Annotated in this window: 16 protein-coding genes and 2 pseudogenes; 13 read left to right on the top strand and 5 right to left on the bottom strand. The window is 44.2% G+C overall.

Annotated features, from left to right (window positions below; genetic code table 11):
- Positions 1-117: 117 nt before the first annotated feature.
- Together HGO26_RS09075 and HGO26_RS09070 are read left to right on the top strand one after the other, a co-directional pair.
- Positions 118-1,782 carry a methyl-accepting chemotaxis protein gene (locus HGO26_RS09075; RefSeq protein WP_168824701.1) on the top strand — a complete coding sequence of 555 codons (1,665 nt, stop codon included), beginning with the start codon at positions 118-120 and terminating at the stop codon, positions 1,780-1,782.
- Positions 1,783-1,989: 207 nt separating this feature from the next.
- Positions 1,990-2,169 carry a DUF6435 family protein gene (locus HGO26_RS09070; RefSeq protein ID WP_028759324.1) on the top strand — a complete coding sequence of 60 codons (180 nt, stop codon included), beginning with the start codon at positions 1,990-1,992 and terminating at the stop codon, positions 2,167-2,169.
- Positions 2,170-2,200: 31 nt separating this feature from the next.
- Here HGO26_RS09070 and HGO26_RS09065 read toward each other — a convergent pair whose 3' ends face one another.
- Both HGO26_RS09065 and HGO26_RS09060 read right to left on the bottom strand, forming a co-directional pair.
- Positions 2,201-2,602 (bottom strand): ribosome recycling factor family protein, encoded by a 402-nt coding sequence (locus HGO26_RS09065; protein WP_168824699.1) that lies wholly within the window; start codon positions 2,600-2,602, stop codon positions 2,201-2,203.
- 164 nt (positions 2,603-2,766) lie between these two features.
- Positions 2,767-3,654, bottom strand: a complete 888-nt coding sequence (locus HGO26_RS09060) for a LysR family transcriptional regulator (protein ID WP_168824697.1) — start codon at positions 3,652-3,654, stop codon at positions 2,767-2,769.
- A 99-nt stretch (positions 3,655-3,753) separates the two neighbouring features.
- Between HGO26_RS09060 and HGO26_RS09055 the strand changes: the two genes are divergently transcribed.
- The 3 genes from HGO26_RS09055 (at position 3,754) to HGO26_RS09045 (ending at position 5,693) form a co-directional block, all read left to right on the top strand.
- Complete coding sequence (locus HGO26_RS09055; RefSeq protein ID WP_168824695.1) at positions 3,754-4,377, top strand: short chain dehydrogenase; 624 nt, start codon at positions 3,754-3,756, stop codon at positions 4,375-4,377.
- A gap of 151 nt (positions 4,378-4,528) precedes the next feature.
- The gene (locus tag HGO26_RS09050; RefSeq protein WP_006080205.1) at positions 4,529-4,774 is read left to right on the top strand and encodes a DUF3297 family protein; all 246 of its coding nucleotides are present in this window, start codon (positions 4,529-4,531) and stop codon (positions 4,772-4,774) included.
- A gap of 388 nt (positions 4,775-5,162) precedes the next feature.
- The gene (locus HGO26_RS09045) at positions 5,163-5,693 is read left to right on the top strand and encodes an SMI1/KNR4 family protein (RefSeq protein ID WP_168824693.1); all 531 of its coding nucleotides are present in this window, start codon (positions 5,163-5,165) and stop codon (positions 5,691-5,693) included.
- A gap of 189 nt (positions 5,694-5,882) precedes the next feature.
- Here the strand turns inward: HGO26_RS09045 and thrS are convergent, their stop codons facing one another.
- Positions 5,883-7,079, bottom strand: a complete 1,197-nt coding sequence (gene thrS / locus HGO26_RS09035; RefSeq protein WP_168824691.1) for a threonine--tRNA ligase — start codon at positions 7,077-7,079, stop codon at positions 5,883-5,885.
- A 269-nt stretch (positions 7,080-7,348) separates the two neighbouring features.
- On the opposite strand from thrS, the pseudogene HGO26_RS09030 reads away from it, so the two are divergent.
- Positions 7,349-7,417 (top strand): annotated as a pseudogene (locus HGO26_RS09030) (DUF3297 family protein); the annotation flags it as partial.
- Positions 7,418-7,474: 57 nt separating this feature from the next.
- Here the strand turns inward: HGO26_RS09030 and HGO26_RS09025 are convergent.
- Positions 7,475-8,290: a substrate-binding periplasmic protein gene (locus HGO26_RS09025; protein ID WP_247651519.1), complete on the bottom strand. Its 816-nt coding sequence runs from the start codon at positions 8,288-8,290 to the stop codon at positions 7,475-7,477.
- Between the two features lie 86 nt (positions 8,291-8,376).
- Between HGO26_RS09025 and HGO26_RS09020 the strand changes: the two are divergent.
- Positions 8,377-8,457 (top strand): annotated as a pseudogene (locus HGO26_RS09020) (DUF3297 family protein); the annotation flags it as partial.
- Positions 8,458-8,618: 161 nt separating this feature from the next.
- On the top strand, positions 8,619-9,179 hold the full coding sequence (locus HGO26_RS09015) for a DUF2726 domain-containing protein (RefSeq protein ID WP_168824687.1): 561 nt from the start codon (positions 8,619-8,621) through the stop codon (positions 9,177-9,179).
- A 485-nt stretch (positions 9,180-9,664) separates the two neighbouring features.
- Here the strand turns inward: HGO26_RS09015 and HGO26_RS09010 are convergent, their stop codons facing one another.
- Complete coding sequence (locus HGO26_RS09010) at positions 9,665-10,993, bottom strand: SGNH/GDSL hydrolase family protein (protein WP_211085868.1); 1,329 nt, start codon at positions 10,991-10,993, stop codon at positions 9,665-9,667.
- 650 nt (positions 10,994-11,643) lie between these two features.
- Between HGO26_RS09010 and HGO26_RS09005 the strand changes: the two genes are divergently transcribed.
- The 5 genes from HGO26_RS09005 (at position 11,644) to HGO26_RS08985 (ending at position 16,833) form a co-directional block, all read left to right on the top strand.
- Positions 11,644-12,558 carry a nuclease-related domain-containing protein gene (locus tag HGO26_RS09005; RefSeq protein WP_168824685.1) on the top strand — a complete coding sequence of 305 codons (915 nt, stop codon included), beginning with the start codon at positions 11,644-11,646 and terminating at the stop codon, positions 12,556-12,558.
- Between the two features lie 96 nt (positions 12,559-12,654).
- Positions 12,655-13,635 (top strand): nucleotidyltransferase domain-containing protein, encoded by a 981-nt coding sequence (locus HGO26_RS09000; protein ID WP_168824684.1) that lies wholly within the window; start codon positions 12,655-12,657, stop codon positions 13,633-13,635.
- Complete coding sequence (locus tag HGO26_RS08995; RefSeq protein WP_168824682.1) at positions 13,632-15,257, top strand: ThiF family adenylyltransferase; 1,626 nt, start codon at positions 13,632-13,634, stop codon at positions 15,255-15,257. Before HGO26_RS09000 ends, HGO26_RS08995 begins: the two co-directional genes overlap by 4 nt.
- Positions 15,242-15,739: a Mov34/MPN/PAD-1 family protein gene (locus HGO26_RS08990; RefSeq protein WP_168824680.1), complete on the top strand. Its 498-nt coding sequence runs from the start codon at positions 15,242-15,244 to the stop codon at positions 15,737-15,739. Before HGO26_RS08995 ends, HGO26_RS08990 begins: the two co-directional genes overlap by 16 nt.
- Complete coding sequence (locus HGO26_RS08985) at positions 15,736-16,833, top strand: SAVED domain-containing protein (protein WP_168824678.1); 1,098 nt, start codon at positions 15,736-15,738, stop codon at positions 16,831-16,833. The genes HGO26_RS08990 and HGO26_RS08985 overlap by 4 nt, the downstream gene beginning before the upstream one ends.
- Positions 16,834-17,000: the final 167 nt, after the last annotated feature.

Genomic DNA, 17,000 nt, shown 5'->3' with positions numbered 1-17,000 from the left:
ACAGCGCGCATTTTATCGATTTCCATTAAATTTTTGTTAACTTAAGCACTTAAGAATGCGGGAAATTAGCTATACTGCCCTGCAATAAAAGAGATGTTCATCATGGAGTCGTCAAGCATGTCTAATTTCAGCCTACGTAATAAATTACTGCTGTTGTCGTTATTCCCTTTAATTTTTACTTTGTTCGTACTCATGACAGTTTCTTATTATGTCGAAAAAGACGCCCTTGCAGATGAAGTGACGACCTTTAGAACTAAGCTCATCGGTGAACGTAAAACACAAATAAAAGAAGCCACCGAAATTGCCGCAGGAATAGTGCAGTATCAATTGTCTTTAAAAGAAAATGGCAATGTAAACCAAGCGCTACGTGATATCCGTTTTGGCAGTTCTGGTTACTTCTTTATTTACGACTCCCAAGGTAAAAACCTGTTCCATGCCGTCATGCCCAACCTCGAAGGGCAAAATAAAATTAATATGACAGATCCCCGCGGCACTAAAATCATTGTCGGTTTACTCGATGCCGCTAAAAAAGGGGACGGTAACTTCTCGTTCTACTTTCAAAAACCCAATACCAATGAGCAAATTGAAAAAATCGGTTACTCCATGATGATCCCTGGCACTGACTGGATGCTAGGCACGGGAGTCTATATCGATGATATCGACACTGTCGTTGAGGATTATCGTGCGACGGTCACTGAGCAGATGATCGAAAAATCCTATGCCATTCTGTTAATTGCGCTGTTACTCGCCGCGATTACTACCGTTGTTATTCTGATCACCGCACAACGTATGGTCGCGCCAATTAAAAATATGGCGAATAACTTAAACGATATAGCTAAAGGCGAAGGCGATTTAACCAAACGTCTTATTGTTAAAGGTGAAGATGAAATTGCACAACTAGGTCAATCCTTTAACCTGTTTGTCGATAAACTCCAAACCATCATAGGCGATGTGGCAAACGCGACGGCTAAAGTTAAAACCGCCGCCAACGCGATTCACGATCAAACCAAAGTCATGTCGAGCCAACTCATCAGCCATAACAATGAAACCGATCAAGTGGTTACCGCTATTACTGAAATGTCAGCCACCGCCAGCGAAGTAGCGCAAAATACCACGCAAGTGGCTGAAGCGACTCACGCTGCCACTGGCGATGTAGCCAATGCTCAGCGCTGCGTCGATGCTTCTTTAGAAGAAATTTCGGCACTCATGGCGCAAATCAACAATGCGGCGGGCAGTATTCAATCCTTGAGCGAACAGTCTAAAAAAATCAACAACGTGCTGTCAGTGATTGGCGGTATTGCTGAGCAAACTAACCTATTGGCATTAAATGCAGCCATCGAAGCGGCCCGCGCCGGAGAACAGGGCCGAGGCTTTGCCGTGGTGGCCGATGAAGTGCGTAACTTAGCGAGCCGAACGCAATCAAGCACTTTAGAAATCAATGAGATGCTAACTGAACTGCACAAGCTTGTCGCACTGGCAGTAAAAACGATGGAAGAAAGTCAGCAAAGCTGCGTGCGCTCGGTAGACTCTTCCCGTGCAATTTCTGAAAGCCTTGGTTCAGTGACATCGGCGGTCACGGCAATTAACGACATGAGCACCCAAATTGCGACGGCGGCCACGGAACAAAGCTCTGTGACCGAAGAAATCAACCGTAATGTGTTCGCCATCCAAGAGATAGTGAATGAGTTACTCCATTCCAGCGAAGATGCTGCCAGAGTCAGCCAAACCGTGTCGCAGGAAGGAATTAACTTAGGTAAGCTCGTCGGTCAGTTTAAGATTTAAAATATTTTCAATGGGTTGTAAGCTAGATAAGACATAGCAACCCATTAGTTTGCTGCAAATGTAAGATAAGGCCTCAGCCTTGCTGAGGCCGATGGCAGTGGAATTGAAGGATTGCGAGATTGTGGGATTTTTTAATTTCAAAAAGTAAAACTTAAATCCCATTGCCTACGTATATAAGCTCAAATACCCAATCCAATAGAAATGGCCATGTTCTCAATATTTAAGAAAAATCCCTTAAAAAAATTAACTCAGCAATATAACGCCAAGCTTGAACAAGCTATGCATGCCCAGAGAAAAGGCGATATTAGATCCTACTCAATGCTGACCGCTGAAGCCGAGCAAATCGAAAATCAAATAAAAGTGTTAGAAACAACAAGCCATAAATAAACCTTCAAAGCAAAAACACTCAGCAGACAAACTACCAAGAGTCAGCTTGAAAACGTGCTAATCTGGCCTCTGTGACTGTGCATTGAGTCAATTGCATCAACTCACCTAAGGTAATCGCAGGGTTGTCTGTGATAAGCCGAATCAGCTTAGCGTCTAATGGTTCAAGTTTGTCCGCATGTTGCAGCAAGGCTGACTCAAGCTTTTGAATAAGATAACGAAATGCTCCATCTACCATCACTAGCTGCTCGGCTTGTAAACGAGCGGTGCAGGATTGGATCTTGATCGCCGCGCCAACCATGCACCAATTTCTCGAACGCCGCACACGCTTAAGCTCGCAATCATATTGGATTGCAATCGCTTGAGCTTGTTTAACCGCCTCCCGCCCAATTCGATGGATCAGCGAGGGCAGCGAGATACTAATGTCGTCGTTCATAACGCTTGGTTCATCGCCGCTCTTTTATGCCTGCATGGTAAAAGCCTGCTTGACTTTACATTCAAATACAAAAATTCAATGCGCGGCAGTGTACTCTGCCTCACTTTATTCTAAAAGCTCCGCCCTCCGCCGGATAAGATTTGATGCGATTACGCTTTGACTCATTAACCCACATATTTTGAGTGGGTTTCGCACCAAGTTTGTAGCTTATGTTGTAAATCGCGCAGCTTCTTTGGGTAATGGCTCTGCTTGGCATAAACCATATACAACTCATGTGGATAGCATTGCCATTGGGGAACGAGCAAAGTGAGTTTGTGCTGAATGATATCCTCCTCTACCAAATAATAAGGCAGGCTAGCGATACCTGTACCACTCAAAGTAAGCAAATGCGTAGTGGCATAGTTTGAACTGCACAGTGCAGGCTCAAAAGTGAATGTGAGACTGTCCCCTGCGAGCGGTTCAAACACCCACTGAGTTTCGCCCGAAGACAATAGACGATAATGGCGTAAATCATCAGGGTGACGAACTTCTGCGGCTGCGGGATGTGCGGGCGCAACCACTAAGACATGGCGAATTCTGCCAAGATATCTGGCGATCAGATTATCGCTGTGCGCAATGCTTGTTCTTAAGGCGAGATCAAACTTGCCGAACTCAACATCTTGAATATTCTGCTCAAAACACAGTTCGAGTTTCACTTGAGGATACTCAGCAATAAACTGGAGCAGCATAGGACTCAGCAATTTTTTGCCCAGTTCCGTTGGAGCGGTGAATTTTAAAGTGCCACAGGAGTCCTGCGTTAAATCCTGCACTAAACGCCCAGCTTCATTGGCCAGCCTCTCGATTTCGCAGGCTTTACCATATAACGCTTGCCCTGCTTCGGTCATTGATACTCGCCGAGTGGTTCGGTGGAGTAATTGACAACCCATTTCATCTTCAAGGGATTTAACATGGCGCGACACTAAGCCTTTAGAAGCGCCGAGTTGTTCAGACGCAGCGCTAAAACTGTGCATTTTGGCAACCAGCATAAATGACTGCAGATGAGTGAGATTCATCAATTAAACCTATTAACGAAACAATGTGGTGATTATATGCGCTTTTTCTATTTAATTAACCAGACTATCCTCAATTTGTATTCAATTTAGGAGCATGTCATGAAAATAGTCGTAGTAGGTGCATCAGGTACAATCGGACAAGCCATAGTCAGCTTATTTCATTCAACTCAGCATGAAGTTATTCAGGTAGGGCGAACAACGGGGGATGTCCTGATAGACATTCGGGATGAACATTCACTCCATCAAGGGCTAGAAAAAATCGGTAAAGTCGATGCAATGATTTCGGCCATGGGTGACGTCGTGTTTAAACCCTTCAACGCTATGACCCAAGCAGACTGGTATACAGGGCTCCAAAGTAAGTTATTGGGGCAGATACAGTTAGTGCAAATAGGTAGCCAATACCTCAACGCTGGGGGCAGTTTTACGCTAACCAGTGGCATTATTGCCGATGTCCCAGTAAAAGATGGCATCAGTGCAGCCACAATCAATGGCGCACTTGAGCATTTTGTTACCGCCGTCACGGGAGAATTACCTGCGCAGCAGCGAATAAACATTGTCAGCCCAACGGTATTAAGCGAGTCGTTAGCGAGCTATCAGGACTATTTTCCCGGTTTTAGTGCGATCAATGCCGACACATTAGCCAAGGTTTATTTGCGCTCAGTCATGGGCAGAGAAAACGGCCGAGTGCTGAAAGCCTTTTCCAGCTGCGGCACAGTGTCCTAACAGCAGTGTCCTAACAGCAGCGTCCTAACAGGACAACCTAACCTTGTAACGCAAGGCGCGTAATCAGTCACAGTTAAAGTCTTGAGCGTTGCGCTGGGATTGCCTACAATAGCGCACGCTTTTTCACTATAGACAATGACAGATCACGACCATGACCGACACAACATCATTACCTGCTTTACCGGATCGCCTTTCCGTTAACCCACGCAGCCCACACCATGTGGCAGAAATTTTCGAGCACGATATCGGTATTAAGCTCAACGGCAAAGAGCGTTTTGATGTCGAAGAATATTGCATCAGTGAAGGTTGGGTAAAAGTGCCAAGCAAATCCTTAGACCGTCGCGGCCAACCTCTTTTACTCACAGTAAAAGGCACAGTTGAAGCATTTTATCGTTAAGCTTTAGTGCAAAGAGCTGGATCATAACAACGGCCAATCTAATTGGCCGTTTTTGTTTGCCCAGCAGCAAATGATACTAATTCAATACTACTTGCTGAAACTGCACCAGTGAAGTAAACGACTATTCGGAACAGCTATCTAGTCGGTTTTTGGCGAAATGGATTAAAGCAAATAGCATTATGCATGCCTACTTATTTGAATATCATTAAGTTTATTTGGGGATTCGCTAGAGAAAAGCGTTAGAGAGAGAGGAGAAATAGTTGATGTCTCGGTAACTCCAATATATAAAGGTCCTTCCAGAATACCGGCAGGTATAACAGTGAATGCTCAAGGTAGTGGTGGTTTCTTTGAAAGCATTACTCTTCTTAATCCTCGTGGAATGTAGATCATGACCCTATCTGTATTAAATAGCATTTTAGTTCCCCCTAACATCCCTAATGAATCTGGGATTGGTAACGTTTGGCCTTCTATAGATGAAGGTCTTAGTTTTCCCAGGGATTACATTGCGTTTATTAATCGTTATGGCACAGGAAGAATTGCCGATTTTATTGCGATATTCAATCCATTTACTACAAATTATGACCTTGATTTTTTTGAGCAGAAGAAATCAATCATTGAGGATTTCAATTACCTTAATAATGAAGACCCAGAGTATTTTAAATATAATCTCTATCCAGAAATTAATGGCCTTTTACCAATAGGCGTAACGGATAATGGTGATTGCATATTTTGGGTTGTTTCCGATCTGAAAGACAGTGAGACATGGGGCACTGCAATAATCGCATCTAGATCGCCAGATGTAGAATATTTTGATGAAAATATAACCTCTCTATTGACTGGTTTATTGTTAAGAAAAATAAGATCAGGATCATTACCTAATAGTTTCCCTCCTAAAAATGTTACCTTTGAAAAAATTTAAACAAAAAATAAATGGTCATCCGCAATAAATCATGGACCGCCACGGCCAACCTCTTTTGCTCACAGTAAAAGGCACAGTTGAAGCCTTTTATCGTTAAGCTTTAGCGCAAAGAGCTGGATCATAAAATGAGTAAAGGCTAGCAGTGGGAACCCTAGCTAGCCTTAGATAACAAACACAGTCTTCCTTACGTTATTGTTTGCGCACTAGTTTATCCGCAAGATAGTCAGCTAATTCAGCAAGAGGGATGTGAGTCATCACACCGTCTTTACGGCACTTAACTGACACATACTTCTCGGCTTCTTCCTTATCTCCAACCGTTAAGATATAAGGCACTTTTTGCTTGTGAAAACGTTTCATTTTGCGGGCAACTGAGTTTTGACTGATATCAACCAACACTCGCATGTCTCGTGCTAAGCATAATGTGGCTAGCTGACGGACAAATTGGCTGTTTGACTCATTTACAGAGGCAATAGCAACAGGCACGGGATGCAACCAATCCGGCAGGTTACCCTGTGAGACTTCCAAGAGAATCCCCAACCAACGCTCGATAGAGCCATACATAGCTTGGTGCATAATCACTGGCCGTTCGAATTCACCTTGCTCATTGGTGTACTGAACATCGAATCTTTCAGGCAAATTGAAATCAAACTGGATAGTGCCACACTGCCAGCGTCTTCCCATAGAATCTGTCAGTGACAATTCAATTTTGGGACCATAAAAAGCCCCTTCGCCAGCTTGATACTCGGCATCAAAGCCCTCAATCTGGCAGGCTGAATCCAGTAGCTTTTGTGCTCGGCACCATTGTTCATCGCTGCCTAATGCCTTCTCAGGTTTAGTCGATATTTTTACGTCTAAATTATGGTAGCCGTAATCACCATAAACCTGCTTTGCACGCTGGAGAAAACCACGTATCTCCTCCTCTGCCTGAGACCAACAGCAAAAAACATGGGCATCATCCTGAGTGAACTGGCGTGCGCGCAGGCAACCATTTAACGAGCCTGAGGATTCATTACGGTGCACTAAGCCAAACTCAAATAGTCGCAGTGGCAAATCTCTATGGCTATGTACCCCGCGCTTAAACAGCAAAATATGGGCAGGACAAGACATGGGTTTTAACACATATTCATCCATGTTTTCCTTTCCGCCACCGAAAAACATGTTCTCTGCAAACATGTCCATATGCCCAGACGTTTGCCATAACTCCTTCTTCATAAAAACAGGCGTGTTCACTTCCTCAAAACCATTTCGGCGATACACGCGCCTCATGTGCTCTTGAATGTCTCGGAATAACGCCCAGCCATTCGGGTGCCAAAAAATCATACCCGGCGCCTGTGGTTCAGAGTGAAATAGGTCAAGTTGTTCTGCAATTTCGCGATGTGTTTTCATCATTCTCTCCTAAGTAAAATCTGAGCGAAATACAAAACCAAGGTATAAAAAAACCCTCTGGCGATTTCGCTCAGAGGGTTTTTTTAAAGACGCAAAAAACTACCCCCCGAGAATTCTCGTGGTGGTAGTGGTGGTGTTAATTGCGCTTACGTATATTTTTTTCATGCGCCAGTAATAACAAATCATCCCTATCGCAGCAAGCATTTTGTTTATAAAAAAAATAAATGGCAGACAAAATAAAAACAAAATAAATGGCCATCCATAATGAATTATTAGACCGTCGCGGCCAACCTCTTTTGCTCACAGTAAAAGGCACAGTTGAAGCCTTTTATCGTTAAGCTTGCAAAGAGCTAGATCATAAAAACGGCCAATTAATATTGGCCGTTTTTGTTTGCCTATTCAACTTCTGCGGCTAAACCATAGGCCTGGTAAATCTGTTTTACACGGCCCGATGCAGCCATATCAAGCAGCGCCCGATTAAGTTCATCGAAAATAGCAGCATGGGTAGAGTTACGGGACATACCAAAATAATGTTCGATCCGATTTGACTGACGGTAATCGGCATAGCTAAAACGATCGTAACCGAGCTGCTTGAAGGCATTCTCAATGGCGGCACGATCGAGCACCACCATAGTGTCGAAACGCCCCATGATAAACATGCGAGCCATGTTTTCATCATCGGTAGACTCAATTTTACGTAGCGCGGGATCTGTATTAAAACGCTCAAAATAAACTGTGCCCCGTTTAACCCCTACAGTAACCTGATACAAATCCTCATAGGACTTAATCCGTCCTTCCTCGCCGGCTTTTACGAGAAACAAAATATCGCGAGTCTGAGTGCCGATAGGACCAAGAAACCTTACAAATGCCTCTCGCTCTTCGTCTCGTATCGTGCGCGGCACAATGTCGACCGTGCCTACCCGCAACTCATGAATGCTGCGTGCAAAAGGACGCGCGCTCCATTCGACGCGATAACCGACCTTAGCCGCCGCTTCCTCAAGAATATCCTTTAACGGACTCGTCATAGTATTAGTTCGCTCATCAAGCACCATCTCAGGAGGACGATGCCGAAAATCGGCACGCAACACGTTAGAAAAAGTAGCCGATTGCACCTCAGCGGCGACAATGATGCCCGCGAAAAAACCACAACCAAGCACACACAAAATTGCGTAAACAGAAGGCAACGAAACAAGGATACTTTTAAAATACATAGAGATACCCGCAAATTTATATGCTGCATTTAGCATAACTCAAAAAATCGAAAACTAAAGTGCATAAAACATTAAAATAAATGGCCATCCATAATGAATCCTTAGACCGTCGTGGCCAACCTCTTTTACTCGCAGTAAAAGGCACAGTTGAAGCATTTTATCGTTAAGATGTATGCGTACTGATAATATCGGTACGACTGTTGATGTAGTGGCTAACAAGATGTGATCACTACACTCAGAGACTCATTATTTTTGGCATAAAAGTACTAGCAGCTAACGGATATGTACTTAACAAGTTACAATGACAATACTAAACAAGGATGTAATGATGAATTCGAATCAATTAATACTTATCGGGCTGGGTTTGGCGATTATCATTTTCGTGCCGCTACTCTTACGCATTTTCACTAATCTGCTTATCCCATCTTCAGATAATAACTATCGCTACCGTAAACAAGACGCCCTATTTTCCAGTGCTGAACGCTCCTTTCTCGGGATATTAGATCAAGCTGTAGGCGAACAATTCCGAGTTTTGGGCAAAGTGCGTATCGCCGACGTTATCACCCCAGAAAAAGGCATGAACCGCAAACACTGGCAAATTGCCTTTAATAGAATTTCAGCCAAGCACTTCGATTACTTACTCTGCGACAAAAATACACTTGAAGTTATCGCCGCCATCGAACTCGACGATAAAAGCCATAAGCAAACACGTAATCAGCAACGCGACCTCCTCATCGAGCAAGCCTGCGAAAGCGCCAAACTGCCATTAATCCGCTTCAATGCCAAACGCAGATATCAGCTAGAGCTTATTCGCAGCACTATACATGCAGCCTTACCAGCAAAAACTCACGCAGCTGAAGAGTCGCCACTCATACTGACCGCGGACTAAACATAAACTAAATCCATGAACACTACACATCCTGAGTTTGAGGATGTTAAGCTTGACTCGATTTTTTACCCTTATGCTGCTTTTTGAATTCATGTACATCATGTAAGCGGGCAGCGCTTACTCGTCTAACAGCGCTTGAGATTTAAAGCGGCCTTCCCCAAACGCATCTTTAATACTTGTCTTAACGATTGGCCTTGTGAGCAATTCCTTCAATAAAACAAAGCATAAGCTAGCTAATACTACTTAGCAGCTCATTCTACTCGGCGAGCAACACGTCAAGTAACATGATTTCACCACAGTTCAAAGTATCAGCATTATTCGGGCAATTTAAAAGCGGTGCTAAAAAATGCAAAAAGATGTGGCTTTACTGGCTTAAATTACAATTGACTCATGGAGGTAAAGCAGCTTTGACTGGCTTACCTCCATATTATTGATTATTTAGAGATATATTTAACCAAAATATCTTACTCGCGACTATTCGCCTGTTAATGACGATTAAAAAAACCTGTTTCAATAATCTTATCCGCAAAAACTTTATGCACAGCAGTCGTTGGATGAGTGATCCCCCAAAACAGATACTTATCAGAGCCATAGTAGGCACAATCTTTTGTTAAGCTGTGTGACAACAAATAATCTTTACTACTATCTCTATTGATATCTAAACAAGCATCTGTAACATTAACAAAACCATACTCTTTAGGATTTTGAATAATTTCATCAAAGATAGAATGAGCATCAAACAACACTAGATCTATACCTTTTGCTTGATACAACAGAGCTTGCTGTTTAATAAAGCCATTGAACTCTTCAATTTTTGATTTTATTTTTACAATATTATCTTGAGTAGAATACTTGAACTGTGGTGCGCGCGTAGCATCAGGCAATGTGAATAAAATAATATGCTGAGCCCCGCCTTCATCAACTAAACGTTTTAACCCATCACTTAAGTTCTGACTCACATCTTTAACCTCACGATTATAATTCATAAAATCATTAAGGCCAATTTCAAGTGTAAATAACGTATTTGCAGGCTGGTAATTTTCAGCCTTTTTTAAATAATGAAAATAGGATTGTATTTGATGACCTAAACCGGGAATAACCTTATATTCATCAATACCTGCGGCCCCGCCAACAGACCAATTATACAGAGGAATATTCTGCGATTTAGCCAAATATTCCGGCCATACAAATCCATTAGAAAAATGACCTAAAAACCAAGAGTTAGGATTTGGAAATCGCCACTCAGAACCATTAAATAAATTTCCCGTATCAGACAAACTATCACCAAATGCGATGATTTTGTTAATTTTATTCCCTTGATCCGCCTTATCTTGCGTCCAGATAGTCTGATTAAATGACAATTTTTCATTAGCAGCAAAGAAGGTAATATCTGCGACTTCGTTGCTTGAAACCCCTAATGTATCGACACACCGTTGCATGATTTCATCTTGTGACGTCTCTGTATAAAACATATTTTTACCCGAAAGCTTATGTCTCCAAGCGCCTTGAATAGAATAATATTCATCACTGTCCTTTTGCTTTGCCCACCTATGTTCAGTTGCAGGATTATTATGCGTTTGATCTAATCTATACCAACAACGAATATAAGTATGACTGTGACCAGCTTCCAAATGGTTATCTGGACCATCTGTCTCATCTATATCATCTATCTCATCTATCTCATCGATATCCGCAGATCTAAGCGTTTCCAATATGCTAGTTTGGCTCTCCATATCATCCCTAAACGTTTCATTAGCAGCCCAAGCAGCTGAAAAAGGTAGGGTTAATGAAAAAAATAATAAAGCCTTATTCATACATTTCCTTAACAAAAATAAAATCAACACACATAAATTGGCCATAAAATTAAAATTGAGAAACCTAGTCATTCAACAGACTAATAAGTTTTGTCACAGCCAATATCAGAATAAATATTAAGTATGGGAGAATAATGATTAAAAACTCAAAAAAATATTATAATTAGTATGTTGACACCTGAAACTGGTCCGATGAGGTGATATAAAATATCCTTACTACGGGCAGTTATTTACATGAAGTGCTTAATCTTGTTTAACACTTGTGTAGATCGGCAAGTTTAGTAAGGAAAAATATCAGGATCTAAAAACGTTGTGCTACAAATGATGCCTATCAGATCTTTCCACCGAAGTAATTTGTCTACAAGTTGTTATTTAAAATACGTTTTTGTGATAAAACGCATTGATTAAACCGTATAGAGCGGGTTAAAGTGTGACCACAAAGTAAAAAGTGTGACCACTTAAGGAAAATGCAGGGCAAACTCGAACTCAATCATCGAGCACGCCATTTAGGGAAGAAGAAGCAAATCAGCAATGTGCGCCCAAACTCTAAGCAGACAAGTCTGCCACCACTTTCCAAAATAATAAGTACATTTGATTAGCGGGTTATGTCATCGGGTTAACTATTGACTCGCATTACTTCAGGGACGTAAATGACCGATTTCAGCAGCATTCTTTTATCCTACGGGATACTTCTGTCTGGCCTTCTTGTCACAGTGGGTGTGATGTATGTGTTGCTCAAACATCGCGATGCAACCGTCAAGCTGCCCGTTGATCGTGAGCAACTGACCCGTATCCCCGCCTATGGCTTACAAGAGCAAATCCATGATCTGCAATTAGATTTAATCGGCTGCATGATGATGGGACTATTGATTGTTTGCCTTCCATTTGCCGCCAGCAGCATCCAAGCGCATATCACAGTCGGAAAATTCCCTTGGTTGTTCGCCTTAACAGGTTTAATAGGAGTAATTTACTTCGGCATTAAAACTTGGAAACTCTTTTCCAAGCTCATCAAATTACGCCTTGGCCATACAGCAGAAATCGCTACAGCCAATGAACTCATAGGCTTACAAGCATTGGGTTATCAAGTGTTTCACGATATCCAAGCCGACGGCTTTAACATCGACCATCTTGTCGTAGGCAAAAATGGCGTATTCGCCATTGAAACCAAAGGCCGCCATAAACGGAACAAAGACCTACTCCAAACCAATGGAACTGGCCCAGGCTCTGGTAAAAAAGGCTATCAAGTATTTTACAAAGACGGGCGATTAAACTTCCCCTCATGGACAGAAACCAAACCAATCGAACAAGCAGAACGCCAAGCCAAGTGGGTCAGCCAATGGTTAACCAAGGCTACAGGGGCACCAGTATCATCAACCCCAGTCCTAGTATTCCCCGGCTGGTATGTCACGAGTCAATCAAAACCACCGTTCCCGATCCTCAACCACAAACAATTAGTCGGCACCATCCCAACACTCAGAACCCAAGCCCTTACCCAGCAACAAGTCGACACCATCATCTACCAAGTCGCCCAAAGATGCCTGAGTAAAAGCGAAATAGGAAAATGACTTTAATAGAATATTTTTTAACACATTTTCAACACTGCACCTTGAATTCAAAACACGTAGTCCCGATTTACTGATAAATCACAGGGAGAATATGAAATGGCTCGCGCACAAAAACAGTTTGAAAGCTTTCATAATACGATTCTTTTCGGCTACGAAAGCAGCAAAGACCTTCGTGAACGAAGGGATACCCTGCTGACTGATCTAAAAGAAAAAATTAGTGATGATGCACCACCGTATACAACCTTCACTCAGGGTAGCTATGCTCTCGATACAGGTATTCATCCTCTGAACGGCAATCCGGATATGGACATAGGCGTCCTCTTTGAATGTTCTCCTGACGACTACCCCGATCCGTTGGTTTTGAAAAAATACGTTCGCGATGCATTATCCAGACACAACCGCACAGTCAACATTCGCCGGCCTTGTGTAACAGTTACCTATAACAGGGACGGAAATCCCCTCCACCATATCGACCTTGCCGTTTACAGCTTGAACGCCGCGACACAAACTCAAATAGCCTGGTGCAGAGAAAGCACTCCACTAGATGACAGGGAATGGAAGCCGTCCGAAGCCCGGGAGCTGACAGAGAAGATCACCAATAAGTTCTCTGGTAGCGACCGTGACCAGTTTCGTCGATGTGTCCGAGCGCTCAAGCGCTGGCGAGATGAAAAAATCGGCCACAAAAACACCCCGAGCATCGGTTTGACGGTGGCGGCCTACTACTGGTTCATCGCTCGCTATGACAGTATCGATGGCAAACCCATAGATCTGATTGCACTGAGAGACCTAGTAGATGCAATGCTGGCCAGGTGGATGGGCTCACGCCTACAGGTCCATCTTCCTGTAGCGCCATTCAGCGATCTCTTCGAAGGGATGACAGACAATCAAATGACCGACCTAAAGTGCCGGCTTGAAGAGCTGCGTGATGCCTTAAACGAAGCTGATGCCCAGGCCGACACCCATGAAGCATGCAAAATACTGCGTAAGAAATTTGGCGAAGACTTCCCTGTTCCAGAGAAATCCGACACTACCAAGCAAACCTCAGCAGGGGTTAGTACTTCTGGTCGCTCAGCTTGACCGAAGTTCAAAAAGCTTTTATTGCCAAGGTTGAGGTAGCGCTACGAGAGCTTGGCGCGGAAATCGATGCGTTCGATCAAAAACGTCAATTGTCTGTGTGGGACATCACCCTTAACAGAGAGGGTCACTTATGGCCCTTGCGACTAGTCACAGTCGGTTGGAATATTGACGAACTTCCTGCCGTCTACTGGCGGAAGCCATCTCCAATTTGGGGATGGCCTCACGTCAGCAGCTCCGGAGATGTATGCGTAAGCGATCGTGAGGGGTTGGAGTATGACCCAGAGGATGTGTCAGGGGTAATCGAATGGATACTCCAAGAGTCAACTAGATTGCTCGCCAATAGCTGCGCTATGGCTGAGCATGATCGCAAGTTTGCCTTTGCCGATGAACTTGAAGGCTATTTGCGTAATGACGGCTCATCGTCAGCAATCCTTGACGAGAAGCTTGATAAGGCCAAATCCCTTTATGCAGAAGTCGCCTTCATTAGAAGGGGAGTAAGTGGCCCCATCACGCCAAAGGTGTGCCGGGTTAATCAAGGAAACACAAAGCTATCCGCCTGCCATCAAGAGCGATTAGGCATTCTTGATGTCACCATCCATCAAATCGATGGGCTTTTAAGTGAGTGGGGAAGTGACTGGTGGGAAGCATTCCTCAGCAGACTGCAACCGGCTCAGCGAGATATTGTCATCGCGCCTAAAAACCGTGGCGTTGTTCTGCGTGTACCCAACAGCTTTGGGCACTCATTACTGTTACTTTATTGGGGACTGCGCCAAGCAAAGAAGAGATCAACCTATCTTCTGGAGCGGCAGGATCATGAGTACTTGGTCCAACGTACTGGCGGAGAACCAATCATGCGCCACGTCATTGTCGCCGGCTGTGGTTCTATAGGTTCCCGAGTGGCCGAACATCTTGCTCTAGCGGGGGTTAACAAAATCACCCTCGTGGACAAAGACAAATTCAGCCCAGACAACCTGGGCAGGCATGTACTTGGAAGACAGTCGGTCTCCAAGCCCAAGGTTGATGAGCTGGCGACGCTTCTGAAAGAGCGGATGCCTGGTGTTCAAATCGAAGCTAGAGCGACGAACCTTCAAACAGTGCTGGCTAATGGAGAGCTAGCCGGAGCTGATGCTATAGTGCTAGCAACTGGTAATTCGACTCTCGAACGATCTATCGCTCGAAGAGCATTCAGGGAGAAGTGGCCATCATTGATTGTATCCACAAGTGTTGAAGCAGCTGGCTTGGGTGGGCACGCAATTGCTATGCGATCAGATACTCCTGGATGCCTAGACTGCCTATACATAGATCCCGACACACAGCAGTCCCTTCCTAATATGCGTACTACCCTCATTGCACCCGGCCAAAAAGTAACTCGTCAGTTGACGGGCTGTGGCGCCTTCACACCTTATTCAGCGCTAGATGCGACTCGAACGGCGGTCCTGGCTGCAGAGCGTGTGCTAACCAATATTCCTCTCTACTCACGATGGGCTGGGGAAGCTGTTCTCGCCAAAGCGGAAGGGATACAACCCTCTGCTACGTACGAAGCCCTGCGCACCCAGCGCATCGCCTCAGACGTCATACCATCTGAATTCGCCCAGCCGAGGTGTCCATGCTGCAGCGTTTGACTAGTGGGCATGTAGTTTGGGGGACAAATGAGGGCGCTTGCGGATCTCTATCGCCAGACGTGATAAGAAAACTATTCAGCTGGTCGCAAAAGCGCTTCTACTCGAAAGAGGCTGGTGGTTTGATTCTGGGGTTCGTCGATAGCGATACAAATGGTTTATTGGCCGAAGGGATTACAGTTCCCGGAACGGGAGATCAACGTTCTAGGACAAGCTTTTTCAGAAGTGAGAGACACCAACGAGAGGCCGAACTCTGGAATAAGAAAACAAATGGTAAAGGCACTCAACTAGGCCTTTGGCATACTCATCCTGAAGCCAATCCATCACCTTCCACTATCGACCTCAATGATTGTGAAAGTGTATTAAGAAAAGGCAAATTTGACTGCAATGGCCTCCTTTATCTAATTGTAGGCACAGAAACTATTGGATACTGGCATGCATACGCAGGTCGGCAGCTCACTCTTCTAGGGCATTTAAAACCATGAACACCACTCAATTGATGAATCGTATATTTGAACTTGCCACCTTGTATTTTCGAAGGAGCCCTGCTGGTCTGCTTCTCAGCTCCGGGGTTTCCCTTATGCTCGGTGGGCCTTGGCTAGCTGCAAAATTGATTTTCCGAAAAGAGTCCTCTGATGGCAGTTATATCGCAGGAGAAATAAATACGACCCAAACAGAGTGGTGGGTAAATGCCGCATGCTTAGGTGCCGGAGCACTGCTCATAGTAATCGGCTCATATTTCGCATGGATCACATTTCAAGAGCAGCGCAGAAAATTAGTGATCGCCCTAGAACTGCGCGGACTGAGCCAAACCGCAGATAGCCCACTTCAAAGTTCGATTCCCTCTCTGACTCTCGGCCGAAGAGAATCCATATTCATTGATGTACGCCAGCTGGTTCAAGGCACAACAGCACAAAAGCAAGAAGCTGTAAGCGCCGTCAACCTAATCCACATTCGCCTCAAACAACTCAAAGATGGTAGAGATCGCGATGATCTAAGCCTCTATGCTGGAGGGCTAGCACCTGTTCCACTTTTGTTCCTCACAGGAAATCTACTAGCCGCAGAAAGCAAAGTCCATTGGCTTGACTGGAACAGAAAAACATCTAAGTGGGTATCCCCGGATGAGGGCACTGATCTGACTGACCCTTTACCTATAATCTATAAGCCAGCATATCAAGAAGTGGTCTTAGCTTTTTCGATTTCGTACCCCATTGACTGCTTAGAACTCACAACTGCCTTCCCTGGAACTGATATTGTTGAGCTTAAAATAGAAAACCCAGCCCCAGGCATGGTGATCAGTGAAACATCTATCCAGACACTAATGCAAGACTTCATGAACTGCATAGCCACCCTAAAATCCAAAGGTGTGAAGAAAATTCATCTCGTCCTTGCTGCCCCCAGTATCATTTCCATGAGACTTGGAGCGTGTTATGCGGGTCGCAATATGCCTGAATTGATAATCTACCAATATCAGCAAGCTCAAAAGGAAACTCCCTACCCTTGGGGGATTAAAATGCCAAATTCAGAAACTAACCAAGGGGTATTAGTCACTTGGTGCAAAATGTCAGGACAGGCATAACTCTTCACTCAATGGTTACACCAGATACAGCATTGTTGCACCAGTGACCTTCTAAAACATGGATGTTTTAGTAGAGCCTACAGGGATGTATCTACGGCGTGTCACTGGTGTAACAATGCGAAAGCCTGCGGCAGGCAATTAGGAAATACCGTAGCTAGAAGCCACTA

It is taken from the genome of Shewanella oncorhynchi, assembly GCF_012584455.1.
GTDB lineage: Bacteria > Pseudomonadota > Gammaproteobacteria > Enterobacterales > Shewanellaceae > Shewanella > Shewanella oncorhynchi.
The sequence above is the reverse complement of the archived record's forward strand: the minus strand, read 5'-3'. Positions and strand labels throughout refer to the sequence as shown.

Coding starts and splice junctions, on each gene's coding strand:
- HGO26_RS09075 (WP_168824701.1), top strand. CDS start 118: ATGTCTAATTTCAGCCTACGTAATAAATTACTGCTGTTGTCGTTATTC.
- HGO26_RS09070 (WP_028759324.1), top strand. CDS start 1,990: ATGTTCTCAATATTTAAGAAAAATCCCTTAAAAAAATTAACTCAGCAA.
- HGO26_RS09065 (WP_168824699.1), bottom strand. CDS start 2,602: ATGAACGACGACATTAGTATCTCGCTGCCCTCGCTGATCCATCGAATT.
- HGO26_RS09060 (WP_168824697.1), bottom strand. CDS start 3,654: ATGAATCTCACTCATCTGCAGTCATTTATGCTGGTTGCCAAAATGCAC.
- HGO26_RS09055 (WP_168824695.1), top strand. CDS start 3,754: ATGAAAATAGTCGTAGTAGGTGCATCAGGTACAATCGGACAAGCCATA.
- HGO26_RS09050 (WP_006080205.1), top strand. CDS start 4,529: ATGACCGACACAACATCATTACCTGCTTTACCGGATCGCCTTTCCGTT.
- HGO26_RS09045 (WP_168824693.1), top strand. CDS start 5,163: ATGACCCTATCTGTATTAAATAGCATTTTAGTTCCCCCTAACATCCCT.
- thrS (WP_168824691.1), bottom strand. CDS start 7,079: ATGAAAACACATCGCGAAATTGCAGAACAACTTGACCTATTTCACTCT.
- HGO26_RS09025 (WP_247651519.1), bottom strand. CDS start 8,290: ATGTATTTTAAAAGTATCCTTGTTTCGTTGCCTTCTGTTTACGCAATT.
- HGO26_RS09015 (WP_168824687.1), top strand. CDS start 8,619: ATGAATTCGAATCAATTAATACTTATCGGGCTGGGTTTGGCGATTATC.
- HGO26_RS09010 (WP_211085868.1), bottom strand. CDS start 10,993: ATGAATAAGGCTTTATTATTTTTTTCATTAACCCTACCTTTTTCAGCT.
- HGO26_RS09005 (WP_168824685.1), top strand. CDS start 11,644: ATGACCGATTTCAGCAGCATTCTTTTATCCTACGGGATACTTCTGTCT.
- HGO26_RS09000 (WP_168824684.1), top strand. CDS start 12,655: ATGGCTCGCGCACAAAAACAGTTTGAAAGCTTTCATAATACGATTCTT.
- HGO26_RS08990 (WP_168824680.1), top strand. CDS start 15,242: ATGCTGCAGCGTTTGACTAGTGGGCATGTAGTTTGGGGGACAAATGAG.
- HGO26_RS08985 (WP_168824678.1), top strand. CDS start 15,736: ATGAACACCACTCAATTGATGAATCGTATATTTGAACTTGCCACCTTG.